Annotated in this window: 15 protein-coding genes; 7 read left to right on the top strand and 8 right to left on the bottom strand. The window is 67.7% G+C overall.

The annotated features are described in order from the left end of the window. The first annotated feature begins 21 nt into the window (after nucleotides 1-21). A complete protein-coding gene (locus ACR9FL_RS13035; RefSeq protein WP_436355883.1) occupies nucleotides 22-507 on the top strand; it encodes a SufE family protein in 486 nt (161 codons plus the stop codon). 572 nt (nucleotides 508-1,079) lie between these two features. Here the strand turns inward: ACR9FL_RS13035 and ACR9FL_RS13030 are convergent. After that, nucleotides 1,080-1,802 (bottom strand): DUF6456 domain-containing protein, encoded by a 723-nt coding sequence (locus ACR9FL_RS13030; protein ID WP_436355882.1) that lies wholly within the window; start codon nucleotides 1,800-1,802, stop codon nucleotides 1,080-1,082. Continuing rightward, entirely contained in the window at nucleotides 1,799-2,185 is a 387-nt protein-coding gene (locus ACR9FL_RS13025) for a chromosomal replication initiator DnaA (RefSeq protein ID WP_296175653.1), read from the bottom strand. Before ACR9FL_RS13025 ends, ACR9FL_RS13030 begins: the two co-directional genes overlap by 4 nt. Nucleotides 2,186-2,558: 373 nt before the next feature. On the opposite strand from ACR9FL_RS13025, the gene ctrA reads away from it, so the two are divergent. Beyond that, the gene (gene ctrA, locus ACR9FL_RS13020) at nucleotides 2,559-3,260 is read left to right on the top strand and encodes a response regulator transcription factor CtrA (RefSeq protein WP_105564098.1); all 702 of its coding nucleotides are present in this window, start codon (nucleotides 2,559-2,561) and stop codon (nucleotides 3,258-3,260) included. A 156-nt stretch (nucleotides 3,261-3,416) separates the two neighbouring features. On the opposite strand, the gene ACR9FL_RS13015 is transcribed toward ctrA, so the two are convergent. From ACR9FL_RS13015 to fliI, 4 genes are all read right to left on the bottom strand, one after another. Then, a complete protein-coding gene (locus ACR9FL_RS13015; protein ID WP_436355881.1) occupies nucleotides 3,417-4,094 on the bottom strand; it encodes a methyltransferase domain-containing protein in 678 nt (225 codons plus the stop codon). A 230-nt stretch (nucleotides 4,095-4,324) separates the two neighbouring features. Further along, nucleotides 4,325-5,245, bottom strand: a complete 921-nt coding sequence (locus ACR9FL_RS13010) for an endo-1,4-beta-xylanase (protein ID WP_436355880.1) — start codon at nucleotides 5,243-5,245, stop codon at nucleotides 4,325-4,327. A gap of 295 nt (nucleotides 5,246-5,540) precedes the next feature. Then, nucleotides 5,541-5,954 carry a flagellar export protein FliJ gene (locus ACR9FL_RS13005; RefSeq protein WP_436355879.1) on the bottom strand — a complete coding sequence of 138 codons (414 nt, stop codon included), beginning with the start codon at nucleotides 5,952-5,954 and terminating at the stop codon, nucleotides 5,541-5,543. A gap of 22 nt (nucleotides 5,955-5,976) precedes the next feature. Further along, a complete protein-coding gene (gene fliI / locus ACR9FL_RS13000) occupies nucleotides 5,977-7,314 on the bottom strand; it encodes a flagellar protein export ATPase FliI (protein ID WP_296175578.1) in 1,338 nt (445 codons plus the stop codon). 208 nt (nucleotides 7,315-7,522) lie between these two features. On the opposite strand from fliI, the gene ACR9FL_RS12995 reads away from it, so the two are divergent. After that, nucleotides 7,523-9,025, top strand: coding sequence for a methyl-accepting chemotaxis protein (locus ACR9FL_RS12995; RefSeq protein WP_436355878.1), 1,503 nt, complete (start codon nucleotides 7,523-7,525; stop codon nucleotides 9,023-9,025). Nucleotides 9,026-9,179: 154 nt separating this feature from the next. Here ACR9FL_RS12995 and ACR9FL_RS12990 read toward each other — a convergent pair whose 3' ends face one another. Then, nucleotides 9,180-10,067 carry an EamA family transporter gene (locus tag ACR9FL_RS12990; RefSeq protein ID WP_436355877.1) on the bottom strand — a complete coding sequence of 296 codons (888 nt, stop codon included), beginning with the start codon at nucleotides 10,065-10,067 and terminating at the stop codon, nucleotides 9,180-9,182. Between the two features lie 87 nt (nucleotides 10,068-10,154). Here ACR9FL_RS12990 and ACR9FL_RS12985 point away from each other — a divergent pair, with 87 nt between their 5' ends. Further along, nucleotides 10,155-10,637 (top strand): Lrp/AsnC family transcriptional regulator, encoded by a 483-nt coding sequence (locus ACR9FL_RS12985; protein ID WP_296175574.1) that lies wholly within the window; start codon nucleotides 10,155-10,157, stop codon nucleotides 10,635-10,637. Here ACR9FL_RS12985 and ACR9FL_RS12980 read toward each other — a convergent pair. Further along, a complete protein-coding gene (locus ACR9FL_RS12980) occupies nucleotides 10,634-11,437 on the bottom strand; it encodes a hypothetical protein (RefSeq protein WP_436355876.1) in 804 nt (267 codons plus the stop codon). The genes ACR9FL_RS12985 and ACR9FL_RS12980 overlap by 4 nt on opposite strands. Nucleotides 11,438-11,645: 208 nt before the next feature. Here ACR9FL_RS12980 and cysK point away from each other — a divergent pair, with 208 nt between their 5' ends. The 3 genes from cysK (at nucleotide 11,646) to ACR9FL_RS12965 (ending at nucleotide 14,655) form a co-directional block, all read left to right on the top strand. Next, a complete protein-coding gene (gene cysK, locus ACR9FL_RS12975) occupies nucleotides 11,646-12,626 on the top strand; it encodes a cysteine synthase A (protein ID WP_296175571.1) in 981 nt (326 codons plus the stop codon). A 220-nt stretch (nucleotides 12,627-12,846) separates the two neighbouring features. Continuing rightward, nucleotides 12,847-14,061 (top strand): DUF2336 domain-containing protein, encoded by a 1,215-nt coding sequence (locus ACR9FL_RS12970; protein WP_436355875.1) that lies wholly within the window; start codon nucleotides 12,847-12,849, stop codon nucleotides 14,059-14,061. Nucleotides 14,062-14,226: 165 nt separating this feature from the next. Then, nucleotides 14,227-14,655, top strand: a complete 429-nt coding sequence (locus ACR9FL_RS12965; protein WP_296175565.1) for a MucR family transcriptional regulator — start codon at nucleotides 14,227-14,229, stop codon at nucleotides 14,653-14,655. Nucleotides 14,656-14,896 lie beyond the last annotated feature (241 nt).

The raw sequence follows: 14,896 nt of genomic DNA, 5'->3' as shown, positions 1-14,896 counted from the left end.
ATCCTGACCAGACAGTTGGGGATGAATGCGGCGGTTGTCGTTAACGCCGCCGGGGCCTATGTCGCCCGCATGAGCCCGAACGACGTCATTCCCGCCCTGACCCTTGATGAGACCCTGGCCGAACTGGTCGAGGAATTCGACCTGCTGGGCGACTGGGAGGGGCGGATCGAATACGTCATCGACCTGGGCAAGGGTCTGGCGCCCCTGCCGGAAGACGCCCGGATCGAGGCCAATAAGGTGCCGGGCTGCGCCGCGCAGGTCTGGCTGTCGACCCGCCGCGCCGACGGGCGGCTGTTCTTCGACGCGGATTCGGACAGCGCCCTGTCCAAGGGCAATATCGCCCTGCTGCTGAAGCTCTATTCCGGCCGCACCCCCGCCGAGGTTCTGGCCTTCGACGCCCGCACCGCCCTGGACCGCCTTGGACTGCCCTCGGCCCTGACCCGTCAGCGCGCCAATGGCCTGAACAGCATGGTCGGCCGGATCAGGGACGCGGCGACGACATATTGACAACTGTGTTGATTTGTTGCTTCTGGCGGGTGATCGAAGTTCCCGGAAAGGCTTCGATCGACTCGGCTGGACGCGTCTGACCTGCATGGCGCGTTCGCGGATCGTGTGATCCCTCTGACTTCGCCCGCCCCGTTCGCCGGGGCGGGCCTTTTCATTGGGGCCTCAGGCGATCGACAGGAAGGCCCCCAGGAGGGCGGCCAGGGCCAGGATCAGGAGCAGGAGCTCGAAGGCCGAGAGGGCCCAAACGGAACGACGTCGGCGGATTCTGGCAGCCATTGGGGCCTCTCGGTTTCAATGATGATCTCGAGGGCCAGTTTCGCCGCGCCGCGCAGCGGAAGGGGCTGGCCGTAAAGCCCCCGCCACAAGGCGTCCAGCGCGCGATCTGCTTCCCCCAAGGGTTCCATGCGAATCACCGAGCCACACGGCCAAGGCGCCCGTCCTTAACAATTGTTGACAATTGTGGATAACGCCGGTTTTTGTGGATGAGTCATGGCGGCGCCCCCGGTGTCACGGCGTTTGCCGGGGTCTGAGGGGCTGGCCGAACCGAACCCGCGCGGCCTTCGCGGCGCCGTTCACCCGATCCCGTAGTGCTCGGCCAAGGCCTGCAACCCCTGCTTGAGCACCGTCTTGCCCTGGCGGCGGCGCAGGAACAGCGACTGTTCGACCAGTTGTAGAGACGTGCCGTGGATGCAGACCTGTTCGACCAGAGCCCGCAGGCGCGGGCCGCAGGCGTTCAGCGCGGCCTCGACGCGGGCCGAGGCCGACAAGGCGCGATCGCTGGGCTCGACGCGGGCCGTGGCGCCGCCTGAACTCGAGCGGGGCAGGGCGTCCCAGCGCATGGTCAGGGAGGGGCCGGACAGGGCGATCTCGGCTTCGCGGCGCAGGCGCTCGCCCGCCGCGACCTCGGCGGGGCTCAGCCAGGGACGGCCCGAGGCGTCCTTGCGCCGGGCCAGCCAGGCGACGGGACTTTCGCCCAGATTGGCGCGGCGCGTGGTCAGGCGGCCGTCCGGCTCCATGACGGGGCGCTCGCCCTCGATAAGGCCGGGGCGGCCGGGCGGGGAGGGTGACGGCGAATTGTTTGCGACGGCCCTGGGGCGGGGCAGCCAGCCGCCGCCGTCGCGCCGCCTCAGGCCGGGGCGCTCGATCAGGGCGCGGAACGCCGCCTCGTCCAGGGTCAGGACCACCCGCCCGCGTCGGTCGCCGCCCAGCCGCAGGGGATAGGCCGCGCCCGACTGGTCCAGCCAGGCGCCGGGGCGGTCCAGCAGGGATCGGGCGCGTTCGAGGATCCGGCTCATCGGCCGCCTCCCGCCATCACGGCCAGGTCGACGGCGGGTAGTTCCGATATGGCGCGCAGGCCCGTCTCCAGTCCGTCCATGACGGCGTCGTAGCGGTCGTCGTCGCGCGCGTCCTCGGCCCAGCGGCAGGCGGTCGAGGCCGTGACCCGGTTCAGGCCGAAGGCGTGGCCGACCCGCTCCAGCGGCCAGCCATAGGAGACATGGGCCAGGTACATGGCCGACCAGCGGGCGCGGCAGGCGCGGGGCCGCACCCGCTCGCGCCGCAGCATCTCGGTCGCGGGCACCCCGAAGGCGTAGGCCGCCAGATGCAGGGCCGCGTCGGCGCGGATGCGGTCGCCCTCCGTCACCGGCACGCGATAGGGCTCGGCCCGATAGGATTCCATGTCGTCAGTTGCTCCTGAACCTATTTTTCTGTGGTCCCCATCATGTGGTCGTTTGCGGGGTAGGTTAGGAATCTTGTCCTAATCGACGTCAGAATCGGTCGCTTCGCCTTGCCGGGCGCGGGATCGGCTGTGGAGAATGGGATGCGCGGCAGGGGATGTCGGACGCGTCAAGGGGGCATGTCGCGCCGCATGGTTAATAAATTAACGAATCCTTGACTCGGGACTCTGGACGGCGATTCGCAAATCACCTTAGGCGTTTCATATCGGGACCCGTTAACCCTTCTTAAGGTTTTCGCCCGTTAACGTTGGAACAAGGTTACCCGGCCGTCGCTCCCTTGGCGGTCGTATCCAAGCTTTGCCTGGAGGGGCATGAATGCGCGTCCTGCTGATTGAAGACGATCACGCCACGGCCCAGAGCATCGAACTGATGCTCAAGTCGGAAGGCTTCAACGTCTATACGACCGACCTGGGTGAAGAAGGCATCGATCTGGGCAAGATCTATGACTACGACCTTATTCTTCTGGACCTGAACCTGCCCGACATGAGCGGCCTTGAGGTTCTGCGTCAGCTGCGCGTCGGCAAGATCAATACGCCGGTCATGATCCTCTCGGGCACGCACGAGATCGAGACCAAGGTCAAGACCTTCGGCGGCGGCGCCGACGACTATCTGACCAAGCCCTTCCACAAGGACGAGCTGATCGCGCGCACCCACGCCGTGGTCCGTCGTTCCAAGGGGCACGCCCAGGCCATCATCCACACCGGCGAGATCGCCGTGAACCTGGACGCCAAGACGGTCGAGGTCGATGGTCACCGCGTGCATCTGACCGGCAAGGAATATCAGATGCTGGAGTTGCTCTCGCTCCGCAAGGGCACGACCCTGACCAAGGAAATGTTCCTGAACCACCTCTATGGCGGCATGGACGAGCCGGAGCTGAAGATCATCGACGTCTTCATCTGCAAGCTGCGCAAGAAGCTGGCGACGGCCGCCGGCGGCAAGCACTACATCGAAACCGTCTGGGGCCGGGGCTATGTCCTGCGCGACCCGTCGGAAGGCGCGATCAACGTCGCCGCCTGAAAGCCGACCTGAGCCTCCACTCAGGGTCTGAGATCAGAGCGCCCGTCGGGAAACCGGCGGGCGTTTTGTTTTGCTGGGGCGCTAACGGCCTTCGGCCTGCTTGAGCGCGACGGCGCACTCTTTTCCTCCCCATGAAATGGGGAGGAGAAGCGAGCTTCAGCCCCTAACCGCGATCACCGACTTGGTCAGGCCCAGCACCACCTCGTCGTGGTGGGCGGCGTCGGGGAAGAGGAAGCGGAACTGGGTCTTGTCCAGCAGGCGGGCGTGCTGGACGTCGCGCATGGCGGCGCCGATGTCGGGCGCCTTCTGCGAGAAGCCGTGGGCCTTGCGCATCAGGGCGCGGGCGCGGCTCTGCTCGCTGCGCCAGTGGAAGAAGGGCGCCGAGAAGTGGGGCTCGATCGGGAACCAGAAATAGGGCGTCTGAACGTAGTAGCGCGGGGCCAGGCGCCGCGCCTCGGCGGCGAAGGCCTCCATGCGCACCCAGTCGCCGACATGTTCGACGACCGAGTTGGAATGGACCAGGTCAAAGCTGTTGTCTGCATACTGGGGCAGGGAACAGGCGTCGCCGTCGACATTGTCGAACAGGGTCTCGTCCACGGCCTCGAAGCCGCCTGGATTGACCAGGGTGATGCGGACCTTCATCGCGTCCAGAAAGTCGCGCGGGAACAGGTTCCAGTATTCCGGCTCGCCGCCCAGGTCGATGATCCGCACCGCGCCCTTGTCGGCGTGGATGGCCTCGATCAACGCCGTGACGCGTTTGGCGCGGGCGCGGCGAAAGCGCGACACCAGGGAATTGGGGTCGGAGTTGTCCTGAAGGGCGTGGATCAGTTTCATGACGCCGTTAGATCAGGCGGGCGTTGCGTTCCGGTAAATCTCGGCCTTCGCGCCTTTCCTCCCCATGGAATGGGGAGGGGGACCGCGTAGCGGTGGAGGGGGCGACGCGACGATTGAAGTTCTGGTGACGTTTTGGGGTGCGAAGGGCAACGGCGGCGGCGCCCCCTCCGTCTCGGCCGCTATCGCGACCGATCCACCTCCCCATGGAATGGGGAGGAAAGCCTTGAGCCTCAGCCGCGGAACGCCGTCTCAAGCGCCGCCGCCAGGGGCTTGGCCTGGCCCAGGGCGTCGAACAGCAGGGGCTGGTCACGTCCGTCGTCCTCGCCGCCGCGCCGCAGCCAGCTGTCGGTGTCGCGCAGGCCCCAGACGGTGAAGGCGTAACGCTGGGCCGGGGGCAGGGCCATGAAGGCCTCGGCCAGTTCGACCACGCGCGCCTTCTGCTGGGTCAGCTTCTGCGCCTGCGACCGAGTGTCGAGGCGGCGGTCGGCGCGCAGCGAGGCGTCCAGTTCGGACACGTGGACGGGCAGGCCAAACGCAGCCAGTTCGCGCATGAAGGCGGCGGTCTGGCCGGGGGGGATCTCGATGTCGAGGTGGGACTGGGTTCCCAGTCCGCCGATGGGCGCGCCGGCCTTCAGCAGGCGCTCGACGGTGCGCAGGAAGGTCGCGCCCTTCTTCGGCGTGTTCTCCAGATTATAGTCGTTGATGAACAGGACCGCGTCGGGGTCTGCGGCCTTGGCCTGTTCAAAGGCGCGGATCATGTAGCCGTCCTGACCCAGACGTCGGCTCCACAGACAGTCGCGCAGGCCTTCGCCGTCGTTGGTCACCGGCTCATTGACCACGTCCCAGCCGACCGCCTGCCCACGATAGCGTCCGGCGACGGTGGCGATCCAGCGGTCGTATTCGGCTGTGAACCGGGCCTGGTCCAGATCATGGAAATAGGGATGGTCCTGCGCGTACCAGATCAGGGTGGTGCCGTGCAGGCGCAAGCCGTTGTCGCGCGCGAAGGCGGCGATGCGGTCGGCGGCCGAGAAGTCGTAACCGCCCGTCGGCGTCAGAATCCGCTCCATCTTCATCTCCCACTCGGGGGTCAGCTGATTGAAGTGGGTGCGGACGAGATCGACCCATTGCGGATCGTTGAGCTGGCCCGTCATGGCGCACAGGCCGACGGGGAAGGGAGCGACCGATTTCAGCGGCGAGAGGCGGGGCGGGGCAGGCGGCGGCGGGGCGGACCCACAGGCGGCGAGCGCGAGGGGCGCGGCGAGCAGGAGGCGGCGAAGGACGCTAAAGCCCTCCCCCTCGAGGGGGGAGGGTTGGGAGGGGGTGAAGGCAGGCGCTTGAGCGACTGGAGCGTGGGAGGCGTCTCCTGCGCCCAGACAGGAAGCGTCGGCGGCTCCACCCCCATCCCCGACCCTTCCCCCCTCGAGGGGGAAGGGGGAGGGTGCGTTATCAGCCCCCCGCACGGCGCCTCAGGCCCATTTCGTCGAAGGCGGCGGTTTCGCGTTTGGCGGCGGCCAGCAGCTTGCTGAGGCGGGTGGCCTCGGCGACGTGCTCGAACTTCTTCAGCTCCTCGAAGGCGCTGGTCAGGGCGTCGCGGGCGCCTTCCTCCTCGGCGGCGACGGCGGCGACCACGCCCTCGGCGTCGGCGCGCTTCAGGGCCCAGCCCTTGAGATAGGCCTGCAGCATCATGCCGGAGGTCGGGTCCAGACGGGCGTTTTGGCGCTCGATCTCGACCTCGGCGTCCAGGACGGCGACGCGCATCTCGGCCTCGGCCTTGCGGGCGGCGACCTCGGCCAGACGCTTCTGCAGCGTCTCGACTTCATAGTTGGAGATGCGGATCAAGGATTGGGCCCAGGCGGTCATACGGAGGTCTTCCAGATCACGGTTACACCATTCCTTGGTTCAGAATGGTTTCCAGACGGTCAAAGCTTTCGCTCAAACTGGTGTGGTCGTCCTTGTCCTGGCCGAGGAAGTCCTCGAGCGCGGGGTTCAGGGCGATGGCGCGGTCGACCACGGGGTCGGCCCCGGTGCGATAGGCGCCGATCTTGATCAGCTCTTCCATGTTGGCATAGGCCGACAGGCACTGACGGGCGCGGCGGTTCAGTTCGCGCTCGGGCGGGGTCTGGCAGCCGGGCAGGGTCCGGCTGACCGACTTCAGCACGTCGATGGCGGGGAAGCGGCCGCGTTCGGCGATCTTGCGGTCCATAACGATGTGGCCGTCGAGGATACCGCGCACGGCGTCGGCGATGGGTTCGTCATGGTCGCCGCCGTCGACCAGGACGGTGAACAGGGCGGTGATCGGCCCGGCCTCGGTGCCGTCTGGGCGGATCGGGCCGGGGCCGGCGCGCTCCAGCAGCTTGGGCAGTTCGGTGAAGACGGTGGGCGTATAGCCCTTGGTGGTCGGCGGCTCGCCCGCGGCCAGACCGATCTCGCGCTGGGCCATGGCGAAGCGGGTGACGCTGTCCATCAGGCAGAGGACTTCCAGCCCCTGATCGCGCAGGTATTCCGAGATGGCCAGGGTCATATAGGCCGACTGGCGCCGTTTCAGCGCCGGTTCGTCCGAGGTGGCGACGACGACGATGGCGCGCTTCAGCCCCTCTTCGCCCAGGGTCTCCTCGATGAACTCGCGGACCTCGCGGCCCCGCTCGCCGATCAGGCCGACGACCACGACGTCGCAGGTGGCCTGCTTGGCCAGCATGGACAGCAGCACCGACTTGCCCACGCCCGAACCGGCGAAGATGCCGAGGCGCTGGCCCCGGCAGGTGGTGGTGAAGACGTCCATCGAGCGCACGCCCAGATCCAGCCGCTCGCCCACCCGGCCGCGCGAATGGGCCGGGGGCGGCGAGGCGCGCAGGGGATAGGGGACGGCGCCCTGCGGCAGGGGCCCCAGCCCGTCGATGGGCAGGCCGAAGGCGTCGATGATCCGCCCCAGCCAGGCGGTCGTCGGGCGCACGCTGGCGGCGGTGTCGATGATGCGGATGTCGGCGCCGGGGGCCACGCCCTCGACCGGGCCGAAGGGCATCAGCAGAGCCTTGGCGTCGCGAAAGCCGACGACCTCGGCGGGCAGGGGGGCTTGTCCGCGCCGCTCGATCTCGGCCCGCGCGCCGACGGCGAGGCGCGACAGGCCGCCGCGTGATTCAATCAGCAGGCCGCTGACGCCCGCCACCTTGCCGGTGACCACCAGCGGGTCGATCGCTTCGACGGCGGCGACGAGATTGCGCAAGAAAAAGAGCCCCTTCGGGCTGCGTCAGGTGATCCGATCACAGCGCCTCTATCCATTAACGAATGCCTCATCGTGGTTAATGAGCGGTGAAGTCGGGCTAGGGGGTCGCCCTTACACGTCATTCAAGAAAAATATAGATTTTCGAACCTATGGTTGAATGTAAAATGTGCGGTCATCAATCGAGTCATAACGCCAAGGAGCGGACTGGATGTTCGGCAAGGGTCGTCAAAACCGTGATGCGGAGCAGAAGCTCCATGACCTCGACAGCAAGATGGCCGCGATCGGCCGATCCCAGGCGGTGATCGAGTTCGATCTCGACGGGCATATTCTGGACGCCAACGACAACCTGCTGAAGACGATGGGCTATGCCCTGGACGAGATCCGGGGGCAGCATCACCGCACCTTCATGGACCCGACCGAGGCGGCGGGTCAGGCCTATGCCGACTTCTGGCGCGACCTGAACGCGGGGCGCTTCGTGGCCACCAAGTTCCGGCGTCTGGCCAAGGGCGGGCGCGAGGTCTGGCTGCAGGCCTCCTACAATCCGGTCATGGGGGCGGACGGCCGCCCGGCCAAGGTCATCAAGCTGGCGGTGGACATCACCCAGGCCGAGCAGGAGGCCGCGCGCCGCGAGGCCGAGCGCCTGGCCGCCGAGGCGGCGCAGAACACCCTGGTCGAGGTCCTGGCGGCCAATCTGGCGCGTCTGTCCGACGGGGACCTGACGGCCCGTATCGATCAGGACATGAGCGGCGCCCACGGCCGGGTGAAGGACGACTTCAACAGCGCGGTCGCCAGCCTGCGCCAGACCCTGGGCCAGGTGCTGAACTCGGTGTCCGGTCTGCGCGGCGGCTCGGACGAGATTTCCAGCGCCTCGGACGACCTGTCGCGCCGCACCGAGCAACAGGCCGCCAGCCTGGAGGAAACCGCCGCCGCCCTGGACGAGATCACCGCCACGGTGCAGCGCAGCGCCGAGGGCGCGCGGCAGGCCTCGAGCGTCGCCGGCGAGGCGCGCGGCCAGACCGACCGCTCGGGCGAGGTGGTGCGCGAGGCCATCAACGCCATGGACGGCATCCGCCAGAGTTCGAACAAGATCAGCGACATCATCGGCGTCATCGACGAGATCGCCTTCCAGACCAATCTTCTGGCCCTGAACGCCGGGGTCGAGGCGGCGCGGGCGGGCGAGAGCGGGCGCGGCTTCGCCGTCGTGGCCTCGGAAGTCCGGGCCCTGGCCCAGCGCTCGGCCGAGGCCGCGAAGGAGATCAAGACCCTGATTTCCGCCTCCGCCGCCGAGGTGGCGCAGGGGGTCAGGCTGGTGGGCGAGGCGGGCGCTTCGCTGGACGCCATCGCCGGCAAGGTGGGCGAGATGGACGCCCTGGTGGCCGAGATCGCCGCCTCGGCCCAGGAACAGTCCTCGGGTCTCAGCCAGGTCAATCAGGCCGTGAACCAGATGGATCAGGTCACGCAGCAGAATGCGGCCATGGTCGAGCAGACCACGGCGGCGGCGGCCAATCTGAAGACCGAGGCGGAAGGTCTGGCCCGGATGGTCGGCCGCTTCCGCACCGGCGAGGAAAGCGGCGTGGTGCGCCAGATGGCGGCTCCGCCGAGGTCTCAGCCTGGGCCGCAGTCCGGGCCGCCGCCCGCGCTGGAAGCCCAGAGGACCCGCCTGCGGGCCGTGGCCAACGGCGGTCTGTCGGAGGAATGGACCGAGTTCTGATCCGTCAGAAGATGCGGCGGATCACCAGCCGCATCACCACGGCCAGGATCAGGCCGAACAGGCCCCCGGCGGCGATGTTCAGCACCGGCGCGCGCAGGCAGGCGATCAGGGTCTTCACGCTGGTCTGATCGTCAGGCCGGGGCGCCGGGCTCGGTCAGGGGCTGTCCCTGGCCCCTGGGGCCGTCAGCACCGCGCCGATCGAGGCGGCGATGATGCAGCCGATGGCCAGCCACTGCATCGGGCTGAGCTGCTCATGCAGCAGCACCATCCCGGCCATGGCGCCGATGGCCGGCTCGACGCTGAGCAGGACGCCGAAGGTGCGCTTAGGGATGTGGCGCAGGGCGATCATCTCCAGCGAATAGGGCAGGGCGCTGGACACCAAGGCGACGCCCAGACCCATCAGCAGGACGGCGGGGGCCAGAAGCGCGGCGCCGGCGCTGGAAACGCCGAAGGGCAGGATGATCAGGGCGGCGGTGCTCATGCCCAGGGCCACCGACTGACCGGCGTGCATGTGCGACAGCCGCTTGCCGAAGACGATGTAGAGAGCCCAGCACAGGCCGGCGAAGGCGGCGTAGCCGACGCCGACCGGGTCCAGCCCCTCGACCCCGCGCCAGATCGGCAGCAGCATGGCCAGGCCGGCGACGGCCAGTCCGACCAGGGCGAAATGCACCGGCTTGCGTGAATGGATCAGGGCCAGGGTCAACGGGCCACTGAACTCGATGGCGATGGCCAGGCCCAGGGGAATGGTCCGTAACGCCATGTAGAAGCTGAGGTTCATCAGCCCCAGGACCAGACCATACAGCAGCACTCGCCCGGCGTCGGCGCGGCTCAGACCGAACCGCCATGGACGCCAGACGGCGACCAGAACCAGGGCCGACAGACCGACGCGCAGGGCGGCGGTCCCCTCGGCGCCGACCAGCGGGAACAGGCCCTTGGCGAAGGAGGTGCCGACCGCCAGCGAAACCATCCCGCCCACGAGGGCGAGATACGGCAGGGCGGTCGAAAGGCGCGGCGAATTCAGGTCAAGGGTCGGGGAGGACATCGGCCGGGAACCTAGTGAAAAGCCGTCTGTGTTTCTCGCTGATTTCTGCTGATAGAATGCAATAAAACCGCGTTCGAAAGATGACCTATGCAAGAAACCGTCACACTCGACGATTTCGACCGACGCCTGCTGGATCTGGTCCGGCGCGACAACCTGCAACCGGCGCGGATGCTGGCGGAGCGGGTCGGCCTGTCGGAGTCGGCGGTGTCGCGCCGTTTGCGCCGTCTGCGCGACGAGGGGGTCATCGTCGCCGACGTGGCGGTGATCGACGAGGGACGTCTGGAACGCGCCCTGACCATGCATGTCCTGGTCGAGATGGAGCGCGAGGGGACGGCGGTCCTGGACGCCCTGCTGGCCAAGCTGACGGCCCGCCCCGAGGTCCAGGCCGCCTGGTATGTGACCGGCGAGACCGACTTCATCCTCTATGTGCGCGTGCCGACCATGGAGGCCTATGAGGTCTTCACGCGCGAGGTGCTGAACGACGACGCACGGGTGCGGGCCTTCAAGACCCTGATCTCGATCCGCGAGGTCCTGCCGTTCGATCCGGCGCGACGGGGGCTGCTTCGCTAGAGCGGTTCGGCGAGCGACCTCAGTCGGTTGAACAGGGCCCCGATCTCGGGGTCCGTTGGCGCGGCTCGGCCCTGTGGGACCATGTTCACGGTGATGGCGTAGGCGTGGCGAGTCTCGCGTTCGGCCCGCCCCAGCAGTTCAGGGTCACGTCGGCGGCCGCGCTCGAAAAGGTCCGCCAACAGGGCTGCGAATTGTCGGCGAAGAACGGCCTCGGCGCCGGGCGGGGGCCGGTTGGCCAGGGCTTGTTCGACGACCCTCGCGGCGGATCGCACTTCGCCGGCCTCGCGTAGAAAGAGAACCAGATCGATGTCGATATCAGCGGCAGGGATCTTGGCCAGCGACGCCATCGACCGCCAGTCTTGCGCAATGCGCGCGCCCAGGCGCCATTGTTCGTTGGCCTTCAGCGCGGCGGCCTGGCGTTTACGCACGTCGTCGGCGGGCAGGCGTCCCTCGGCGGCCTGATGGACGGCCTCAAGAAGCAGGGGCGCGTCCATGATGCTATGCAACTCGCCTTGCAGGTGCGGCCTGAGGTCTGCAACGGCTTGCTCTAGCAGGCGCTCGGCTGGATCGACCACGGTCTCGACGCTGGCGATCAGCGGGTGTCCCGCGCTGACTATGATCGCGCCTTGTGCGACTTGGGCCAGGGGGATGCGGCGGCGGCGGCCGCTGTCCTCGCATTGCAGATCCAGGCTGTCGTCCGCCAGCGCGGTGATGCGCCACAGGAATTCGTGGCGGTCGTCCTCAACGCCTGTCTCCAGCAGCAGGTCGCGATCCCGAGGTGCACGACGCAGCCAGCGCATCGCCTTTGCGCCTGGGATTCTGATCTCGTTGTTCATGGCGGCGACTCGCGAAGGCTGTGTGCCGCCAACTGTAGAACGTGCGAAGCCTTGCCGAAGGGTTCACGGCATGCCTTCTGGGTCTTCGTTGAGAATTCCTGTGCGGCGCCGTCTTGCCTGACGCGTATAAGGGCTGTCACCTAGTCTGAACGATCCGCACGGAGACCTCCCCATGTCCGACACCGCTTACGACGCCAGCCGTCACAAGAAGGCCGGGCGCGGCCGGGTCTATGACAGCATCGTCGACACCATCGGCGACACCCCCCTGGTGCGCCTGCCCAATCTGACGAAGGAATTGGCGCCCAAGGCCACGGTGCTGGCCAAGCTGGAGTTCTTCAACCCGATCAACTCGGTCAAGGACCGCATCGGCGTGGCCATGATCGAGGCCCTGGAACAGGCCGGCAAGATCAAGCCGGGCGCCACCCTGATCGAACCGACCAGCGGCAATACCGGCATCGCCCTGGCCTTCGTCGCCGCCTCCAAGGGCTATAAGCTGGTGCTGGTCATGCCCGAGAGCATGTCGATCGAGCGCCGCAAGATGCTGGCCCTACTGGGCGCCGAACTGGTGCTGACCCCGGCCGAGCAGGGCATGAAGGGCGCCATCGCCATGTCGCAGGACCTGCTGGCCCGCACCTCGGGCGCCGTCAGCCCCTCGCAGTTCGAGAACCCGGCCAATCCGGCCATCCATGAGGTCACGACGGCCGAGGAGATCTGGGCCGATACGGCGGGGGCGGTCGACATCGTCATCTCGGGCGTCGGCACCGGCGGCACCATCACCGGCGTCGGCCATGCCCTGAAGGCCAAGAAGGCCTCGGTGAAGATGATCGCGGTCGAGCCGACCGCCTCGCCGGTCCTGTCGGGCGGCGCGCCCGGTCCGCACAAGATCCAGGGCATAGGCGCGGGCTTCGTCCCGCCGGTCATCGACACCGGCGTCATCGACGGGGTCGAACAGGTGTCCAACGAGGACGCCTTCGACATGGCCCGCCGCGTCGCCCGCACTGACGGCGTGCCGGTCGGCATCAGCTCGGGCGCGGCCCTGGTGGCCGCCTTCCGCCAGGCGGCCCTGGACGAGAACGCCGGCAAGACCATCGTCGTCGTCCTGCCCGACTTCGCCGAACGCTACCTGTCCACGGCCCTGTTCGAGGGGCTGTAGGGTAGACCCCGTCTTTCCTCCCCACCTGTGGGGAGGGGACCACGAAGTGGTGGAGGGGGCGACGCCGGTCCGTCCGATGTGGCGCCTTCACCGTTCGCCGTCGCTCCGCCCCCTCCGTCACGGCGCTGACGCGCCGCGCCACCTCCCCATGGAATGGGGAGGAAAGTCAGGCGAGGCCCCTCACGCGCGGTTAACCGGCTCGCGCTAGGGTAGCGTGACCATGTCTGTTCCGGCCGCCATTCCTGCCGACGACGCCCTGCCTGGGCCGTCAAAAGCCCGCCAGATGCTGCTGCGGCGGCTGGCCGATGTCGTCTGCCTGCCGGCCAGCCGCGTCAACGCCTTCGAACGGGCGGTGACGGGCGACCTGCTGGTCGATCTGCTGCGTCAGGCCTCGGTCGAGGAGCGGCGGCGGGTGGCGGTGCGCCTGGCGCCCCTGGCCGAACTGCCCGACAGCCTGGCGCGGCTGCTGCTGCGCGACGAGCCGTCGGTGGCGGCGCCGCTGATCGAGCAGTGCGCCTCCCTGACCGACGTCGACCTGATCGGCTGCGCCCGCGACGCCGGGATCGAGCATCGGCTGCTGATCGCCGAGCGCCGGGGCCTGTCGGAGGTCGTGACCGAAGCCCTGCTGAGCTTTGGCGAGGAGGCCGTCGTCGAGGCCGTGCTGAAGAACGCCTCGGCCCGCCTGGCCCAGGCCGCGATCGAAGGCGTGGTGGCGATTAGCCGACAGAGCCGGGGCCTGTGCGCGCCCTTGCTGAAGCGCCCCGAGCTGAGGCCGTCGGGGGCCTATGTCATGTTCTGGTGGTGCGGGGCCGAGGAGCGCCGCGTCATCCTGCAGCGCTTCGCCGTGTCGCGCGAAGTCTTGCAGGACAGCGTCGAGGACCTGTTCGCCCTGGTCGCCGCCGAGGGGTGGTCCGATCCGGTGACGCGCAAGGCCCTGCAGTTCATCGAGCGGCGCCAGCGCAACCGGGCCGCCATTGAAAAGAGCCCCTATAGCGGGCTGGAGGCCGCCGTCGCCGCCGCCGCCAAGGGCATGACGCGCGAACTGGTGGGCGAGATCGGCTATCTGTCCGGCGTCAAGCCGCTGACCTCGGCCAAGATCATGGGCGACATGGGCGGCGAGCCGCTGGCCATCCTGTGCAAGGCGACCGGTCTGTCGCGGCTGGACCTGCAGTGCCTGTGGCAGGGGCTGCGACGGCCCGAGGTCACCGCTGACGGCGAGGTCCATCCCGACTGGGAGCGGGTGCAGGTCACCTATGAAATGTTGGCGGTCGACCGGGCGCAGACCGTGCTGCGTTACTGGAACTGGTCGCTGTCCTCGGCCCTGACCCCGGCCCTGCTTCAGGCCATCCGCGAGGGCGACGAGGACCTGATCGACGAATACTCCGCGCCTGAAAGGGCCGCCATGCTGGCCCTGGCGGATAACTTCGGTCGTTGAGGCGGGACGACTGCATTCAGTTGATGTGACTAGAACAGTTCGCCTGTCGGGCGATGTTCTATGCTTGCATTGCTATTGTTCTCAAACATACGTATGAAACCAAGCTCCGACGGGTCGGGATTGATCAGTCGAACGCGTTTGGCTCCTGAAACAGGCGATCCCCCCATGGAAGAAAAACCCGAACTGCTCGAAATGACGGCGGACATCGTGTCGGCTTACGTCAGCAACAACACCGTATCGGCGGACGCCGTTCCTGGCCTGATCGCTCAGATTCACGCTGCTCTGTCGGGCGTGTCCTCGGCCCCGGTCGAAGTCGAGCCCGAGCCCAAGGAACCGGCGGTTCCTGTGCGCAAGTCGATTACGCCTGACTTCCTGATCTGCCTGGAAGACGGCCGCAAGTTCAAGTCGCTGAAGCGCCATCTGCGCACCAAATACAATATGAGCCCCGAGGAATACCGGGCCAAGTGGGGCCTGCCCAAGGACTATCCCATGGTCGCTCCCAACTACGCCAAGGCCCGCTCGGACCTGGCCAAGCAGATGGGCCTGGGCCAAGGCGGCCGCAAACCCGCCCGCGCCCCCCGCGCCAAGAAGTAAGCCCGACCTTTTCAAGGTTGGATGCAGCGCCCGTCCTCCGAAAGGAGGGCGGGCGTTTTGTTTGGGGGATCACCTCTCCCGGCGGGAGAGGGCTTGAGCCTCGGAGAGCTGAAGGCGATCCGCTAGGCGAAAGGGTGAGGGGCTTAGCTTTCAGTCGGCGAAAGCCGTGGCGCGGCGGCTTTCGCCGACGTTGGCCGACGACCCTCATCCGGCCCTTCGGGCCACCTTCCCCCATTGGGAG

Origin of the sequence: Brevundimonas sp. CEF1, from assembly GCF_051353055.1 — a bacterium.
Lineage (GTDB): Bacteria > Pseudomonadota > Alphaproteobacteria > Caulobacterales > Caulobacteraceae > Brevundimonas.
This window is presented reverse-complemented; position numbering and strand designations above follow the sequence as displayed.